Origin of the sequence: Cellulomonas endometrii (assembly GCF_949769265.1) — a bacterium.
Lineage (GTDB): Bacteria > Actinomycetota > Actinomycetes > Actinomycetales > Cellulomonadaceae > Cellulomonas > Cellulomonas endometrii.
In genome coordinates this window covers 90574-107865 of record NZ_CATKPC010000009.1, presented here as the reverse complement: position 1 = coordinate 107865, position 17292 = coordinate 90574, and the positions used below count along the sequence as shown (strand labels likewise).

Sequence of the window (17292 nt, the reverse complement as noted above, 5' to 3'; positions counted from 1 at the left end):
GCGCGATGGACGTGACCCTGCCCCTGGCCGACGTGCAGACCGCGATGCTCGCGGGCGTGCGGTTCGCGGCGTTCTTCATGATCGCCCCGCCGTTCGCGCACCGCGGCATCCCCGGCGCCGTCAAGGCGATGCTCTCCGTCGGGCTGGCCCTGGCCGTCCTGCCGCGGCTCGACGCCGCGGTGACGGAGTCCACCGGCGCGTTCGTCGGCGCCCTGGTGCTCGAGGCGGTCGTGGGCGCGGCGCTCGGGTTCCTGGTGTCGCTGGTGTTCTCGGCGGTCCAGGCGGCAGGCAACCTCATCGACCTGTTCGGCGGCTTCCAGCTGGCGCAGGCGTTCGACCCGCAGAACATGACCGCGGGCGCGCAGTTCTCGAAGCTCTACAACATGACCTGCCTGGTGCTGCTGTTCGTCTCCGGCGCCTACCAGGTGCTGATCGGCGGCCTGGCGCGGTCGTTCGACGCCGTGCCCGTGGGCGCGGGGCTCGACCTGGCGAAGATGGCCTCCGCGGTGACGACCGGCCTCACGGACATGTTCGTCGCCGCGCTGCAGATCGGCGGCCCGCTGCTGGTCGTGCTGTTCCTCACCGACGTGGGCCTCGGCCTGCTGACCCGGGTGTCGCCCGCGCTGAACGCGTTCGCGATGGGCTTCCCGCTGAAGATCTTGATGACCCTGACGTTCGCCGGCTTCGCGTTCCTCGCCCTGCCCGGCGTCGTGGACGACCTCGCCGAGCGCGCGGTCGACGCCGTCCTCGGGGTGGCGTCGTGAGCGGGGACGGCGGCGAGAAGTCCGAGAAGGCCACGTCCCAGCGGATGAAGGAGGTCCACCGGGACGGGAAGCTCTCCCGCTCCCAGGACCTGTCCGCGTGGGTCGGCCTGGCCGCCGCGGCCGTGATGGTGCCGAGCACGCTGAGCCGCGGCTCGGACGCCGCGCTCCAGCAGATCACCGCCGTGCGGCAGGCGATCGCCGCGCCGGACGCGGGCACCGTGACCGAGCTGCTCGGCGACGGGCTCTGGTCCGTGGTCGGCACGCTCGGCCCGATGATGGCCGTCGTCGCGTTCGTCATCGTCGCGGTGGCCGTCGCCCAGGGCGGCGTGCACGTGAAGAAGCTCAAGCCGCAGACGCAGCAGTTCAACCCGGTCTCCGGGCTGAAGCGGATGTTCGGCGGGCACGCCTGGTGGGAGGCCGCCAAGACCCTGCTCAAGACCGCCGTGGTCGGTGCCGTGCTCTACGTCGCCGTCCAGGCGCTCGTCCCGCAGCTCATGGGCAACGGGCGGGTCCCGCTCGCGCACATGCTCGGCGTCGCGGGCTCCGGCGTGCAGCAGCTGCTGGTCTGGGGCATCGCCGCCGGCATCCTGCTCGCGGCGATCGACGTCATGGTCGTCATGAAGCGGAACCGCAAGCAGACCCGCATGTCGCGCCAGGAGATCAAGGAGGAGCACAAGCGCTCCGAGGGCGACCCGCAGGTCAAGGGCCAGATCCGCTCCCGCCAGATGGCGATGAGCCGGAACCGGATGATGGCCGCGGTCGCCGACGCGGACGTGGTGGTCGTCAACCCGACCCACGTCGCCGTCGCCATCCGCTACGTGCCCGGCACCGGCGCACCCCGCCTGGTCGCCAAGGGCGCCGGCGCGGTCGCCGCGAAGATCCGCGAGCAGGCGGTCGCGAAGCGGGTCCCGATGGTCGAGGACATCCCGCTGGCCCGGGCCCTGCACGCCGCGTGCGCGATCGACCAGGAGATCCCCGCCTACCTGTTCACCGCCGTCGCCCGGGTGCTGGCCTTCGTCATGCAGCTCAAGCGCCGCGGGGCGGCCCTGGGCAAGCACTCGATGCCGGGCGGCTCGGTCGCCCCCGACGACGTCCCGACCACCGTGGCCGCCGCCAGGCGCCGGGCGCGCGAGGACAGGGCCGCATGAGGCCCGCCCCCGCCGCGCCCGCCCGCGCGCACCACGCCCCCCCGACCTGCACCACCCGAGAGGACCTCCGATGAAGAACCGGAACATCTCCCAGTTCGCCGTCCCGGTCGGCGTCGTGGGCATCGTGCTCCTGCTGGTCGTGCCGCTGCCCGCGGCGCTCCTGGACATCCTGATCGCCGTCAACATCACGGCGTCCCTGGTCATCCTGCTCACCAGCATGTACGTGAAGCGGCCGCTGGACTTCAGCGTCTTCCCGTCGCTGATCCTGGTGTTCACGCTGTTCCGGCTCGGCCTGAACGTGGCGTCGACCCGGCTGGTGCTGCGGGACGGCTACGCCGGTGCGGTCATCGACGCGTTCGGGCACTTCGTGGTCGGCGGCTCGCTGGTCATCGGCCTGGTGATCTTCCTGATCCTGGTCGTCATCCAGTTCGTGGTCATCACCAACGGCGCGGGGCGCGTGGCCGAGGTCGGCGCCCGGTTCACCCTCGACGCGATGCCCGGCAAGCAGATGGCGATCGACGCCGACCTGAACTCGGGGCTCATCGACGAGGACACCGCCCGGCAGCGGCGCGCGGACGTCGCCGCCGAGGCCGACTTCTACGGCGCGATGGACGGTGGCTCGAAGTTCGTCAAGGGCGACGCCATCGCGGGCATCATCATCACGCTGATCAACCTGATCGGTGGCTTCGTCATCGGCATGATGCAGATGGGGCTGTCGGTCGGCGAGGCGCTCGAGCGGTTCAGCCTCCTGACCATCGGCGACGGCCTCGTCACCCAGATCCCGGCCCTGCTGCTCTCCGTGTCCACCGGCATCGTGGTGACCCGCGCCAGCGCCTCCGGCGACATGGGATCGGTCGCGTCCAAGCAGCTCATGCAGTCCCGCACCGCGCTGCTGATCGCCGGCTGCGGCGCCCTCGCGCTCGCGCTGCTGCCCGGGATGCCGAAGCTGCCGTTCGTGCTCGTCGGCGCGGCGCTGATCATCGCCGCCCAGCGCATCAAGGCCACGGAGGCCAAGGCCGCCGCCGACGCGCAGGCCACCGCCGCGTCGACCGCGACCGCCGCGCCCACCTCGAACGACACGCCCGAGGCGCTCATCGAGCAGATGCGGGTGCACACCCTGGAGATCCTGCTCGCCCCCGACCTGGTCGACATGGTCGGCAACGGCCCCGAGCAGGACCTGCTGCACCGCGTCCGCGGCCTGCGCCGCAAGATCGCCATGGAGCTCGGCATCGTCGTGCCGCCCGTGCGCACCCGCGACTCCGTCGACCTGCCGCGGTCCACCTACGTCGTGCGGATCGCCGGCGTCGAGGTCGGCCGCGGCGAGGTGCCGTCGGGGCGCGTGCTCGCGCTGGGCGAGGACCTGGGCGCGCTGCCCGGGCAGTCCGTGGTCGAGCCGGTGTTCGGCCTGCCGGGCAAGTGGGTCGCCGCCGAGCTCCGGCACGCCGCCGAGATGGCCGGCGCGACCGTCGTCGACCGGGTGTCGGTGCTCATCACGCACCTCGGCTCGATCATCACCCGGAACGCCCCGCGCCTGCTCGGCCGCGAGGACGTCCGGGTGCTCACCGAGGGCGTCAAGCAGGTCAACCCGTCCGTGGTCGAGGAGCTCGTCCCCGGGCTGCTGTCGCTCGGCGAGGTGCAGCGCGTCCTGCAGGGCCTGCTCGCGGAGGAGGTCCCGATCCGCGACCTCGGCCGCATCTACGAGGCGCTGACGCTGAGGGCCAAGGTCGCCACGGACCCCGAGGGCCTGGTCGAGGCCGCCCGCGGCGCGCTCGGTCCGGCGCTATCCGCCCAGTACGTGCAGGACGGCGTGCTGCGCGTGCTCACGCTGGACCCGGTGTTCGAGCAGCAGCTCGTCGAGGCCCTGCGCCCGTCGGACTCCGGCACGCAGATCGTCACCGACCCCACCCGGCTCGAGGCCATGCTGGAGCGGCTGCGTGTCGCGGTGGCCGACGCCGAGGCGACCGGCCGGTCCGTCGTGCTGGTCTGCGCCCCGGCGCTGCGGCCCGCGCTGCGCAAGGTCGTCATCCTCGCGCTCGACCGCCTGCCCGTCCTGTCCTACGCCGAGGTCACCGGCGGCGGCGTCCGCATCGAGACCGTCGGGGTGGTGAGCGGTGCCCACGCGATTGCTGCTTGAGGGAGCCGACCTCGCCGAGCTCATGGTGCACGTGCGCGCCGAGTTCGGGCCCACCGCGCGGATCGTGCGCGCCGAGCGGGTCCGCACCGGCGGGCTCGCCGGGTTCTTCGCCCGCGAGCGCTACGAGCTGACCATCGACGTGCCCGACACGCCCGCCGCCCCCGCCCAGTCGCTGCTGCGCCGCCGCGGGATCGGCGTCGTGCCGGTCGGCGGCGGCGCCGGGGGGATCGACGCGCTGCTCGCCGCCGCCGACGCCCAGGACGCCGCGCCCGACGGGTCGCTGCCCGGGTTCGACGTGCTCGCGCCCGCCGGTGCCGCCGCGGGGCTCCCGGACGCGCCGCCGCGGGTGTCGACGGGGGAGGAGTCCTTCGCGTCGGTGCTCGAGCAGATGCGCGCGATGACCGGCACCGTGGCGCCGGACCACCAGATCGAGGTCCCGCCGCCCGCGCCGGGGGCACCGCGTCCGGTCGTCACCGCGGAGCGCACGTTCCAGCCGATCGCCCCGCCCGTCGTCCCCGCGCCCGCGCCGGCCCCCGCGGCCGAGCGGTTCGCGCCCGCCGTACCCGCCGTGCCCGCCGGTCCGGGGGTGCCGCGTGCGGCGCTCGCGGACCTGGGCGTCCCGGACGCGCTGCTCGCCGCGTGCGGCGACGGCCCGGTGGAGCTCTCCCGGCTGCTGGCCGCCGTGCCCGCCGCCCCGCCGCTGCCGCGCGACCCCGGCACCGTGCTCGTCGTCGCCGGCCCGCCCGAGGACGCGGCCCGGGTCGCGGACCTGCTGGCGCTGCGGGCCGGCACCGGCGCGGTCGTGCACGCCGGCGACGCGGAGGCGGGCGCGACCCCCGGCCACCGGCTGACCAGCCCCGTGGCCGCGGAACGGTGGCGGGCGAACCTCGCCGGCGGCGACGGCGTGACCGTCGTCGCGCTCGGCGTCCGCCCGGGCCGGGCCCGCGAGGAGGCCGCCGCGGAGCTGCTCGCCGCGCTGGCGCCCGACCAGGCCTGGGGGGTCGTCGACGCCCGCAGCAAGTCCCGCGACTGCACCCGGTGGATCGCCACCGTCGGGGCGCGCCGCCCGCTGGACGCCCTGGCGGTCGGCGGCCTGTTCGAGACCAGCGAGCCCGGCACGGTCCTGGGCCTCGGGGTCCCCGTCGCGTGGATCGACGGCGTGCCCGCGTCCCGCGTGGCGTGGGCCGCGGCCCTGGGCGAGCACCTCCCCGACGGCACCGTCTGGGGCTGACCCGGGTCCAGCCGTGCGGCTCCGGCACGTCGGGTGGAACGTTCGGACGGACACGCCGCGGGCGTGTCCGTCCGAACGTTCCACCCGGCCCGGGGAGTGCGGGGCGCGGCGCGCGAAGGTGTCGGATCCCGTCCTCCCGGCCGCGGAAGGTAGGGTCGGCGCCATGCTGGTGCTGAGCAGGCGGGTCGGGGAGCGCCTCGTGATCGGGGACGACATCGTCGTGACCGTGATCGAGGTGCGCAGCGACGGCGTCCGCCTCGGCATCGACGCCCCGCGCTCCGTCTCCGTGCACCGCGCGGAGGTCCTGGAGGCCGTGACCGCGGCCAACGTCGCCGCCTCCGACGCGGGCGACGACGCGGTCGAGTCCCTGCGCGGGCTGCTGGCCCCCGCGGGCGACGACGACGCGCCGCCCGCCGAACGACCGGCCGGCCGTCCGCAGCAGCCCCCGCGCGAACCGCACCGCGCCGGCCCCGGTCGCCTCCGGGCCGCCCCGGGCCCCGCCCCACGTGACGCCCGTGCCCGTGAGCCCCCCCGCCTCGCCCCGGCCCGTCCCGCCCGGTGGGGCGTGCGTCGTTCACCCGCTCCGGTGCGGCGGGGGCGGGGCGAAAGTCCTCACGCAGCGGCCGATCCCGCCGATCCTCACCTCAGACGGGGCCTACGTAGGAGGCAGCAGTGGAGGACATGGACGAGATCGTCCGCGAGTTCCTGGTCGAGAGCCATGAGAACCTCGACCAGCTCGACCAGGACCTGGTGGCCCTGGAGAGCGAACCAGGATCGCGCTCGCTGATCGCGAGCGTGTTCCGGACGATCCACACGATCAAGGGGACCAGCGGGTTCCTGGCGTTCGGGCGCCTGGAGCGCGTCGCGCACGCCGGTGAGAACCTGCTGGTCGAGCTGCGGGACGGGCGCCGGTCCATGGACCACGCGACGACCGACGTGCTGCTCCGGCTGGTCGACACGGTGCGCGATATCCTGCGGGCCATCGAGGCCGACGGGACCGAGGGCGGCGTGGAGATCGACGCGGTGATCGCCGCGATCGAGGCCATCCAGGCGGTCGACCCGTCGGCGACCCCGGCGCAGGAGCCGGCGGCCGAGGCCCCCGCCCCCGCCCAGGTGCCCGCTGAGCCGGTCGCCCCGGCCGAGGCCGTCGCACCGGTCGCGGAGGCCGCCCCCGTGGCGGACGTCCGACCGCGCGCCCCGGAGCCGGCCGCGCCCGTGCGTGCCATCGGCGAGCCGGCACTCGCCGCCGCGCCGGCAGCCGCCGCACCCGCCGCCGCCGCACCCGCCGCCGCCGTGCCCGCCGCCGCGCCGTCGGCCGACGAGATCGGCTCCCTGCGGACCGCCGCCGACGCGTCGATCCGCGTGGACGTCGAGCTGCTCGACGCGCTCATGCGCCAGGTCGGCGAGCTCGTGCTGGCCCGCAACCAGATCAGCCGGCTCGCCGGCGGCACCGAGGACGTCGACCTCGCCCGCTCCGCGCAGCGCCTGAACCTCATCGCCGGCGAGCTGCAGGAGGGGGTCATGAAGACCCGCATGCAGCCCATCGAGCACCTGTGGTCGAAGATGCCGCGCATGGTGCGCGACGTCGCGGCCGCGTGCCACCGCGAGGTGACCCTGGAGCTCTCCGGTGGTGACACCGAGCTCGACCGCAGCCTGCTCGAGGCCGTGAAGGACCCGCTGACGCACCTGGTGCGCAACGCGGTCGACCACGGCATCGAGTCGGCCGAGGACCGCGTCGCCACGGGCAAGTCCCCGAAGGGCGTCCTGGCGCTGCGGGCGTACCACGCCAGCGGCCAGGTCGTGGTGGAGGTCGCCGACGACGGCCGGGGCATCGACCCGGAGAAGATCGGCGCGAAGGCGGTCCAGAAGGGCCTGCGCACGGTCGACCAGGTCGCGTCGATGGGCCAGGCGGACCTGCTGCAGCTGCTGTTCCTGCCGGGGTTCTCGACCGCGGAGGCCGTGACGAACGTGTCCGGCCGCGGCGTCGGCATGGACGTCGTGCGCACCAAGATCGAGTCCATCGGCGGCGCCGTCGAGGTCGACTCGGTGGTCGGCCGCGGGACGACGTGGCGGCTGCGGATCCCGCTGACGCTGGCGATCATGCCGGCGCTGACGGTGGAGTCCGCGGGCGATCTGTACGCCATCCCGCAGGTGAACCTGCTGGAGCTCGTCGCGCTCGACTCGCAGCGCTCGGAGTCCGGCATCGAGCACATCCACGAGGCCCCGGTGTACCGCCTGCGCGGCGAGCTGCTGCCGCTGGTGTCGCTGTCCTCCGTGCTGGAGGTGCCGGCGGAGCGCCCGGTCAACGCGGTGATCGCGGTCGTGCAGTCCGACCAGCAGCGCTTCGGCCTGCTGGTGGACCGCGTCCTGAACACCGAGGAGATCGTGGTCAAGCCGCTGTCCGCCCGCCTCAAGGCGATCGGCGCGTACGCCGGTGCCACGGTGCTGGGCGACGGGCACGTCGCGCTGATCCTGGACGTGCAGGCCATCGCCCGCCGCGCCCTGGCCGGCGAGCTCGACGTCGCCGCCCGGAACGCCCACGCGAACGCGGGCTCGGGGGAGACGCACGAGGTGCAGCAGGTGCTGGTCGTCGGGATCGGCGGCGGCCGTCAGGTCGCCATGCCGCTCGCGTCGGTCGCCCGCCTGGAGCACGTGCAGGCCGAGCAGGTCGAGTACGTGGGCGGCCGCGAGGTCGTCCAGTACCGCGGGACGATCCTCCCGCTGGCCCGGCTCGACCGGATCCTCGGGGCCTACGGGTCGGAGGACGCCTCCGAGCTGCTGCTCGTGGTCTACAGCCGCGCCGGCCGCAGCGTCGGCCTGGTGGTCCGGGAGATCGTCGACATCGTCGACGACGACTCGGCCCGGCACTCCGACATCGAGGACGCCGGCCTGGTCGGCTCCACGGTGCTGGGGGAGAAGGTCACCGAGCTGCTGGACGTGCGCCGCGCGATCCTCGCCGCCGACGCGGCGTTCTACGACGAGCGGCCCGAGCACCGCTCCACGTACGACGACCTCCCGACGCAGGTCGGCGGGTCCGAGCTGGTGGGAGCCACGCGATGAGCCAGTACGTCACGTTCAGCCTCGCCGGCAGCCTGTACGGGGTCGACGTCACCCGGGTGCAGGAGGCGCTGCGCTCGCACGTCCGCACCCGCGTGCCGCTCGCCCCGCCCGGGGTCGCCGGCCTGGTGAACCTCCGCGGCCAGGTCGTCCTCACGGTCGACCTGCGCCCCCGCCTCGGCCTCGCGCCGCTGGGCGAGGACGCCGAGCCGATGATGGTCGTCGTGCAGGTGGCGGGGGAGCCCGTCAGCCTGCTCGTCGACGAGATCGGCGACGTCATGGAGGTCGGCCCCGAGACGTTCGAGGCGCCGCCGGAGACGCTGGACGCCGCGCTGCGCCCGCTGATCCTCGGCGCGCACAAGCTCGACGGCCGGCTGCTGCTGGTCCTCGACGTGGACCAGGCCACCGCCGCCTGACCCGGCCGCCCGACCCGGCCGCCTGACGCGCTCCGCCCCCCGGAGCACGACCGAGAGCCCCGCCCGACACGCCCCGGCGTGCCCGGCGGGGCTCTCCGCTGGGCGCCGGGGGCCGGCGTCGGTGCCGGCGCCCGGGACCGAGGTCCCGCTCCGCCGGGATTCACCCGGGTGAGTGTTCACGCTGGTGAGCGGGCTGCCGATCGGGAGGGCGATCCCCAGCGCCGGACCGTCGCCCTCACGGGCGCGGGTGCCGACGACCGTCCCCTGTCAGGAGCGACCATGTCCCACCCGTCCGCCGTCACCCCGCGCCGCCGCGGCCTGCGGCTCTCGATCGCCGCGAAGGTGCTCGGCCTGCTCGCCGCGGCGGGCCTGGTCGGCGTGGTCGTGGTCGTCGCGGCCGCCGCGAGCCTGGCCGAGCTGCGCACCGACGTGACCCACAGCTCCGGCTACGTCACCCAGCTCGGCCAGGTCAGCGACCTCCAGCGCGCGCTCCAGGCCGGCCGCGCGCGGATGGTCGAGTACCCGGCGGCCTCCGAGGAGGTCCGGGCCGACCTGCGCACCCAGCTCGACGAGTACGAGGCGAAGATCACCGACCAGCAGGCGGCGTACGCCGAGCTGGTCGTGAACGACCAGGCCTGGGCCGACTTCGACTCCGGCTGGAACGAGATGGTCCGCCTCGCCGAGACCGAGCTCTTCCCGATGGCGGATGCGGGCGACGTGGCCGGTGCGGGCGCGTTCTACCGCGACCAGATCCTGCCGCAGACGACCATCGCCGCCGACGCGATCGCGCTCGAGAACGAGTCGGTCGCCGAGGTCGCCGACGCGACCGCCGACGAGGCCGGCGCGACCGTGTCCCGCACGATCGTCACCGTCGTGGTGCTGCTCGTGGTGGGTCTCGCGATCGTCATGGCGATCGGCTTCGTCGTCGCCCGGCGCCTGGCCCGGGACGCGGGCGAGGTCCGCACGGCGCTCGAGGCGATGGCCGAGGGCGACCTCACGGTGCAGGCCCGCGTGCGCAGCGTCGACGAGCTCGGCGACATGGCGCGCTCCCTCGACGCCGCCCAGACCAGCCTGCGCAGCGTCGTGTCGGGCGTGGCGGAGACCGCGCAGACGGTCGCCGCGGCCGCCGAGGAGCTGTCCGCCGCCTCGCACCAGGTCGTGTCCGGGTCGGACGAGACCTCCGCGCAGGCGGGCGTCGTCGCCGCGGCGGCGGAGCAGGTGTCCCGCAACGTGCAGACGGTCGCCGCGGGCGCCGAGCAGATGGGCGCGAGCATCCGGGAGATCGCGCAGAACGCCTCGCAGGCCGCCAAGGTCGCGGGACAGGCCACGGACGTCGCCGCGGCGACCAACGAGCAGGTCACGCGCCTCGGCGAGTCGAGCCAGGAGATCGGCAACGTCGTCAAGGCCATCACGAGCATCGCCGAGCAGACCAACCTGCTGGCGCTGAACGCGACGATCGAGGCCGCGCGCGCCGGTGAGGCCGGCAAGGGCTTCGCGGTCGTCGCGGGCGAGGTGAAGGAGCTGGCCCAGGAGACCGCGAAGGCCACGGAGGACATCGTCCGCCGGGTCGAGGCGATCCAGTCCGACACCGTCGCGGCGGTGACGGCGATCGGCGAGATCAGCCACATCATCGCGAGCATCAACGACTACCAGCTGACCATCGCCAGCGCCGTGGAGGAGCAGACGGCCACCACCACGGAGATGTCCCGCTCCGTCGCCGAGGCCGCCACGGGCTCCGGCGAGATCGCCACGAACATCACCGGCGTCGCGACGGCCGCCGCCGGCAGCTCCAGCACGCTCGGGCAGATGGGCGACGCCATCGGCGAGCTCGCGCGCCTGTCGGAGGACCTGCGCGGCCGGGTGTCGCGGTTCGCGTACTGAGCCACCCCGCACCGCACGGCCACGGGCCGCGCCGTCCCCTACCAGGGGGAGGGCGCGGCCCGTGGCCGTTCGCCGCGCGTTCACCCGGTCGTCCCCTCACGGCGAACGGGGTCCGGACGATCGAGAAGCCCAGAAGGTGTTCCACACAGGAAGGACCCACCATGAGCGTCACCACGACGTCGCGGCCGGCCACCCGGCTCGACCGCGTGCCCTCCCAGCGCGGCCCCGGCGGGTCCGCCGCACCGCGTCCCGCCCCGCGCCCGTCCCGCGGCAGCCGCCGTGGCACCGCCTGGTTCGCCAACCGCGGCGTGCGCACCAAGATCATCCAGCTGCTGGCCCTCGTCGTCGCTGTCGTCGCGGCGATGGGGACGTTCGCCGCGGTGCGGATGAACGACCTGGCCGCCAGCACCGCCTCGGTGCAGTCCGTGAGCGCGAACGTGATCGCGCCGCTGGCCGTCGTGCACCAGGAGGAGATCAAGGCCCGCATGCTCATCGCCCAGTCCGGCGCGAGCGTCACCGACACCGAGGCGCAGCAGCAGGAGGACCTCGACGCGATCGCCGCGACCGACGCCGACCTGCAGGCCGCGGCCGACGCGTTCGAGGCCGGCATCGGCGAGGTCGTCGTCCCGGGCTGGGAGGACTTCAAGGTCGCCTGGGCCGCCTGGCAGCAGATCCGCGACGAGCAGCTCGTCCCGGCGGCGTTCTCCAACGACGACGTCGAGTTCGCCCGGATCACGGAGAACGAGGGCCAGGCCGCGATCGACACGATGGTCGCCGCGCTCGAGACCGCCGAGGTGTCCGGCGCCGACTACCTGAAGACGGTCGCGGACCAGGCCGCCGCGGAGGCCGCCTCCGGCTCGCGGATCCTCATCATCGTGCTGCTCGGCGGCGTGGCCGTCGTGGCCGCCGTCGGCATGGTCATCGCGAACATGATCCGCCGGCAGGTCACCGAGGTGCAGCGCGCGGTCGAGGCGATGGCGGACGGCGACCTCACGGTCGTCCCGCAGGTCGACACCACCGACGAGCTCGGCCAGATGTCGCGGGCCCTGGCCCGGGCGCAGGAGAACCTGCGCGACACGATCTCGGGCGTGGTCGAGACGGCGCAGACCGTCGCGGCCGCCGCCGAGGAGCTGTCGGCGTCGTCCCACCAGGTCGTGGCCGGCTCGGACCAGACCTCGGCCCAGGCGGGCGTCGTCGCGGCGGCCGCGGAGCAGGTGTCCCGCAACGTGCAGACCGTGGCGGCGGGCGCCGAGCAGATGGGCGCCAGCATCCGCGAGATCGCGCAGAACTCCTCGCAGGCGGCGAAGGTCGCCGGGCAGGCCACCGAGGTCGCGCAGACCACCAACGACCAGGTCTCGCGGCTCGGCGTCTCGAGCCAGGAGATCGGCAACGTCGTCAAGGTCATCACGTCCATCGCGGAGCAGACGAACCTGCTGGCGCTGAACGCGACGATCGAGGCCGCCCGCGCCGGGGAGGCCGGCAAGGGCTTCGCGGTCGTCGCCGGCGAGGTCAAGGAGCTCGCGCAGGAGACCGCCAAGGCGACCGAGGACATCGCCCGCCGGGTCGAGGCCATCCAGGGCGACACCCACGGGGCCGTCGCGGCCATCGGGGAGATCTCCTCGATCATCGCGTCGATCAACGACTACCAGCTGACCATCGCGTCGGCCGTGGAGGAGCAGACCGCCACGACCAACGAGATGTCCCGCTCCGTCGCGGAGGCCGCCACCGGCTCCGGGGAGATCGCGGTGAACATCACCGGGGTCGCGTCGGCCGCTGCGGAGTCGTCGCAGACGCTCAACCAGATGGGCGACGCGGTCGCCGAGCTGGCGCGGATGTCGGAGAACCTGCGCGCGCGGGTGTCCGGCTTCCGGTACTGACCGCACGACCCGGCACGACCGAGCACGACCCCGCAGCACCCCTCGACCCCGCAGGGCCCGGCGCACCCCCCGCGCGCCGGGCCCTGCGGCGTGCCGGCAACCTCTCCGCACCCGCGCGGCCCGGCCGATAGAGGGGACGTAGGTCCCGCAGAGCGAGAAGGACAGAAGATGACCGCGCAGCACCCCGGCGCCCCGCGCCGGCCCTGGACCGACCGGCCCGTGCTGGTCAAGATCCTCGCCGCCGTCGCGGCGATGACCCTGATGACCCTCGTCGTGACGCTCGTGGCCGTCAGCTCGCTGCGCACGCTGCGCGCCGACGCCGCCGAGATGTACGCCGGCAACGTCACCCCGCTGCAGCAGCTCACCGAGATCCAGCGCTCCTTCCAGGGCGACCGCGCGCGCGTGATCCAGTACGGGATCGCCGACGAGGAGACCCGCGCCACGCTGCTGGACGAGCTCACGACCCGGCAGCAGGACCTCGACGCGCAGATCGAGGAGTACCGGGCGGGGGCCGTGGACCAGGGCGCGGTCGACGCGATCGTGACGGCGCTGGACGCGTACTACGCGGCCGCCGAGGACTCCCTGTTCCCGCTGGCCGACGCCGGCGACACCGCCGGCTTCGGGACCTACTTCAACGACACGATCCGGCCGCTGACCACCGGCGTGGTCGACGCGATCCAGGTCGAGACCACCGCGCAGGGCGACCAGGCCGCGGCGCTCGCGGACGAGACGGACGACGTGGCCGCCCGCTCCATCCTCATCACCGTCCTGGTGGCGCTGCTGGGCGCCCTGGTGGCGACCGCGCTGGCGTACGTCGTGGCCCGCGGGATCGTCCGCCGGCTCGGCGGGGTGCAGCGCGCGCTGTCCGCCGCGGGCGACGGGGACCTCACGGTGCCGTCGGGCGTCGACGGCCGGGACGAGATCGGCCGGCTGGCCGTCGACCTGGCCCGCACGCAGGACAGCCTGCGCGGGCTGATCTCCGGCGTGGTCGAGACGGCGCAGACCGTGGCGGCCGCCGCGGAGGAGCTGTCCGTGGCGTCGCACCAGGTCGTGTCCGGGTCGGACGAGACCTCCGCGCAGGCGGGCGTCGTCGCGGCGGCCGCGGAGCAGGTGTCCCGGAACGTGCAGACGGTCGCGGCCGGCGCGGAGGAGATGGGCGCCAGCATCCGGGAGATCGCGCAGAACGCCTCGCAGGCCGCCAAGGTCGCGGGCCAGGCCACGGACGCGGCGGCGGTGACGAACGACCAGGTGGCGCGCCTCGGTGCCTCGAGCCTGGAGATCGGCAACGTCGTCAAGACGATCACGAGCATCGCCGAGCAGACGAACCTGCTCGCGCTCAACGCGACGATCGAGGCCGCGCGAGCGGGCGAGGCCGGCAAGGGCTTCGCGGTGGTCGCCGGCGAGGTCAAGGAGCTGGCCCAGGAGACCGCCAAGGCGACCGAGGACATCGTGCGGCGCGTCGAGGCCATCCAGTCCGACACCACGGGCGCGGTCGCGGCGATCGGGGAGATCTCGCAGATCATCGCGAGCATCAACGACTACCAGCTGACGATCGCCAGCGCGGTGGAGGAGCAGACGGCCACCACCACGGAGATGTCCCGCTCGGTCGCGGAGGCCGCGACCGGCTCCGGGGAGATCGCGGTGAACATCACCGGCGTCGCGTCGGCCGCCGCCACGTCGTCCGAGACGCTCGGCCAGATGGGCGACTCCATCGGCGAGCTCGCCCGGATGTCGGAGGACCTGCGCGGCCGGGTGTCGCGGTTCACCTACTGAGAACCGCCTGAGGTCACCCGAACGCCTCGTCCAGCGCTCCCCCGCGGCGGTTTCGCCCGGGGGAGCGCTCATTTCCCCCGGGCTCCGTCCGAATGGGGGGTCACGGCCGCGGCAGGGAGCGCAGCGGCCGAGACGGACGAGGGAGTCGAGATGAGGCACGGGAAGCGCCACCGTGCGAGGAACGCGCTGACCGCGTCCCTCGCGCTGCTGGCGGTGGGGACGGTCGCGGGCTGCGGTGCCGCCGACCCGGCGCAGGAGCCGGGCGAGCGCCCGCTGGTGGGCGTCGCGATGCCGACGACCACGTCGGAGCGCTGGATCGGTGACGGCGAGAACGTCGAGGACCAGCTGCAGGCGCTCGGGTACGACGTCGCGCTGGAGTACGCGGAGAACGACGTGCCGACGCAGGTCGCGCAGCTCGAGCAGATGATCGCCGACGGCGCGGACGCGCTGGTGATCGGGTCGATCGACGGCGTGGCGCTCAAGGGCGTGCTCGCCGAGGCCGCCGCCGCCGACATCCCCGTCATCGCCTACGACCGCCTGATCCGCGAGTCGCCGGACGTCGACTACTACGCCACCTTCGACAACGCGCGGGTCGGCGTGCAGCAGGCCACCCAGCTGCTCCAGGGTCTCGGCGTGCTGGACGCGGCGGGGGAGCCCACCGGGCAGACCGGCCCGTTCAACGTCGAGCTGTTCGCCGGGTCGCCCGACGACAACAACGCCACCGTCTTCTACTCCGGCGCGATGCAGGTGCTGCAGCCGTACCTCGACTCCGGGGTGCTGACCGTGCCGTCGGGCGAGACGGACTTCACCACCATCGCCATCGAGGCCTGGGACCCGAAGAACGCCACGACGCGCATGAACACGCTGCTGCCGCTCTACGCCGGCCAGCGCCTCGACGGCGTCCTGTCGCCCTACGACGGCATCTCGCTCGCGATCATCGAGGCCACGAAGACCATCGGCTACGGGACGGCGCAGCCGCTGCCCGTCGTGACCGGCCAGGACGCGGAGCTCGCCTCCGCGCAGTCCATCGCCGCCGGGGAGCAGTACGGCACGGTCTACAAGGACACGCGCCAGCTCGCCGAGGTCGCGGTCTCGATGGTCCGCGCGCTGCTGGACGGCGCCGAGCCGGAGACGAACGACATCACCTCGTACGACAACGGCGTGAAGGTCGTCCCGTCGTACCTGCTGACGCCGCAGGTCGTCACCGGCCAGAACTACCGCCAGGTCCTCGTGGCCGGCGGCTACTACACCGCGGAGGAGCTGGGCTGATGACCGCCACCGACCACGCCTACGCCCCCGCGCGCGGCGAGCGGAACCGCTACGAGGACGCCCGCCCGTCGTACGACGACCTGGGCCCGTACGGCGCCGCCGAGCAGGAGGCGCCCGCCCGCCGCCGGCGCGCGTCCTGGTTCTGGGACCGCCCCGTCGCCCTGAAGATCGCCGTCTCCCTCCTGGTGCTCGGCGGCACGTTCGCCGTCGTCGGCGGGGTCGGCGCCGTGGCGCTGTACCGCGCCGGCCAGAACCTCGAGGAGATGTCCGGCCTGACCGGCGACCTGCAGTCCGCCATGTCGGAGCTGCGCACCGCGCAGGCCCGCAGCCACCTGCTCGTGCACCGCGCGACCGAGGCCACGGACGAGTCCGTGCGCACCCAGCTGCTCGAGTCGTCCGCCTGGAACGACCGCGACGTCGCCGCGCAGATCGACAACATCGCCGCCTACCCGCAGTCGGACACCCGGCAGTGGACCGACTTCGTGGACCGCTGGGAGGCGTGGGTCGCGTACCGCGACAGCACGCTGGCCCCGCTGATCCAGGCGGGCGACGTGGACGGGCTGCGCACCGCGCTGGCCGCCGACGCCTCCGCCGACCCCGACTGGGCCGGCCGGGCGCTCGCGCTCGCCCAGGGCCAGGTCGACGCCCAGGTGGACCAGATCCTCGCGGACAGCCGTGCGGAGGTCGACCGGACGATCCTCGTCCTGGTCATCGCCTTCGTCGTCGGTGCCGGCCTGTCCGGCGTGCTGGCGGTGCTGGTGATCCGCCGGATCACCCGGGCCGTGCGCAGCGTGCAGGGCTCGCTGGAGGCCATGGCCGACGGCGACCTCACCGTGACGGCCGAGGTCCCCTGGCGCGACGAGACCGGCCGGATGGCCGCCGCGCTCGGCCAGGCGCAGGAGTCCCTGCGCACGACCCTCGCCGGGGTGGTGACGGCCGCCGAGTCGGTCGAGACCACGGCGGCCAGCCTGAAGGCGTCCAACGGGGACGTCGTGTCCGGCTCGCAGGAGACGTCCGCGCAGGCGGGCGTCGTGGCGGCCGCGGCCGAGCAGGTGTCCCGCAACGTGCAGGCCGTCGCGGCCGGCGCGGAGGAGATGGGCGCCAGCATCCGCGAGATCGCGCAGAACGCCTCGCAGGCGGCGAAGGTCGCCGGGCAGGCCACCGACGTGGCCGTCGCCACGAACGAGCAGGTCGCCAAGCTCGGCGTCTCGAGCCAGGAGATCGGCAACGTCGTCAAGGTCATCACGTCGATCGCGGAGCAGACGAACCTGCTGGCGCTGAACGCGACGATCGAGGCCGCGCGCGCCGGGGAGGCCGGCAAGGGCTTCGCGGTCGTGGCCGGCGAGGTCAAGGAGCTCGCGCAGGAGACCGCCAAGGCGACCGAGGACATCGCGCGCCGCGTCGAGGCGATCCAGAACGACACCGGCGCCGCCGTGGTGGCCATCGGGGAGATCTCGCAGATCATCGCGAGCATCAACGACTACCAGCTGACCATCGCGTCGGCCGTCGAGGAGCAGACCGCGACGACCAACGAGATGTCCCGCTCGGTGGCCGAGGCCGCGACGGGGTCGGGTGAGATCGCGCACAACATCACCGGCGTCGCCGGTGCCGCGGCCCGCTCCGTGGGCGTCCTGGACCAGGTGTCCGGCCAGGTGCAGGACCTCGCGGCGCTGTCCGCGGACCTGCACGAGCGGGTGGCGCGTTTCACCTTCTGACCACCCGCCCGCGAGGCACCGGCCCAC

12 protein-coding genes are annotated in these 17292 nt (G+C 74.2%); all 12 read left to right on the top strand.

Annotation, left to right across the window (positions count from 1 at the left end; translation table 11 throughout):
- Nucleotides 1-5: 5 nt before the first annotated feature.
- Entirely contained in the window at nt 6-764 is a 759-nt protein-coding gene (locus tag QNH85_RS11520) for a flagellar biosynthetic protein FliR (RefSeq protein ID WP_282946637.1), read from the top strand.
- Nucleotides 761-1912 (top strand): EscU/YscU/HrcU family type III secretion system export apparatus switch protein, encoded by a 1152-nt coding sequence (locus QNH85_RS11515; protein ID WP_282946635.1) that lies wholly within the window; start codon nt 761-763, stop codon nt 1910-1912. The genes QNH85_RS11520 and QNH85_RS11515 overlap by 4 nt, the downstream gene beginning before the upstream one ends.
- A gap of 70 nt (nt 1913-1982) precedes the next feature.
- On the top strand, nt 1983-4046 hold the full coding sequence (locus QNH85_RS11510) for a flagellar biosynthesis protein FlhA (RefSeq protein WP_282946633.1): 2064 nt from the start codon (nt 1983-1985) through the stop codon (nt 4044-4046).
- Nucleotides 4024-5277, top strand: coding sequence for a hypothetical protein (locus tag QNH85_RS11505; RefSeq protein WP_282946631.1), 1254 nt, complete (start codon nt 4024-4026; stop codon nt 5275-5277). The genes QNH85_RS11510 and QNH85_RS11505 overlap by 23 nt, the downstream gene beginning before the upstream one ends.
- A 163-nt stretch (nt 5278-5440) precedes the next feature.
- Nucleotides 5441-6064: a carbon storage regulator CsrA gene (csrA, locus tag QNH85_RS19940; protein WP_346016313.1), complete on the top strand. Its 624-nt coding sequence runs from the start codon at nt 5441-5443 to the stop codon at nt 6062-6064.
- Complete coding sequence (locus tag QNH85_RS11495; RefSeq protein ID WP_282946710.1) at nt 5959-8337, top strand: chemotaxis protein CheA; 2379 nt, start codon at nt 5959-5961, stop codon at nt 8335-8337. The genes csrA and QNH85_RS11495 overlap by 106 nt, the downstream gene beginning before the upstream one ends.
- Entirely contained in the window at nt 8334-8750 is a 417-nt protein-coding gene (locus tag QNH85_RS11490) for a chemotaxis protein CheW (protein ID WP_282946629.1), read from the top strand. The genes QNH85_RS11495 and QNH85_RS11490 overlap by 4 nt, the downstream gene beginning before the upstream one ends.
- A 279-nt stretch (nt 8751-9029) precedes the next feature.
- The gene (locus tag QNH85_RS11485) at nt 9030-10631 is read left to right on the top strand and encodes a methyl-accepting chemotaxis protein (protein WP_282946627.1); all 1602 of its coding nucleotides are present in this window, start codon (nt 9030-9032) and stop codon (nt 10629-10631) included.
- 161 nt (nt 10632-10792) lie between these two features.
- Complete coding sequence (locus QNH85_RS11480; RefSeq protein WP_282946625.1) at nt 10793-12508, top strand: methyl-accepting chemotaxis protein; 1716 nt, start codon at nt 10793-10795, stop codon at nt 12506-12508.
- A 168-nt stretch (nt 12509-12676) separates the two neighbouring features.
- Complete coding sequence (locus tag QNH85_RS11475; RefSeq protein ID WP_282946623.1) at nt 12677-14281, top strand: methyl-accepting chemotaxis protein; 1605 nt, start codon at nt 12677-12679, stop codon at nt 14279-14281.
- Between the two features lie 150 nt (nt 14282-14431).
- Nucleotides 14432-15550, top strand: a complete 1119-nt coding sequence (chvE, locus tag QNH85_RS11470) for a multiple monosaccharide ABC transporter substrate-binding protein (protein WP_282946621.1) — start codon at nt 14432-14434, stop codon at nt 15548-15550.
- A complete protein-coding gene (locus tag QNH85_RS11465; RefSeq protein WP_282946620.1) occupies nt 15550-17265 on the top strand; it encodes a methyl-accepting chemotaxis protein in 1716 nt (571 codons plus the stop codon). The genes chvE and QNH85_RS11465 overlap by 1 nt, the downstream gene beginning before the upstream one ends.
- Nucleotides 17266-17292: the final 27 nt, after the last annotated feature.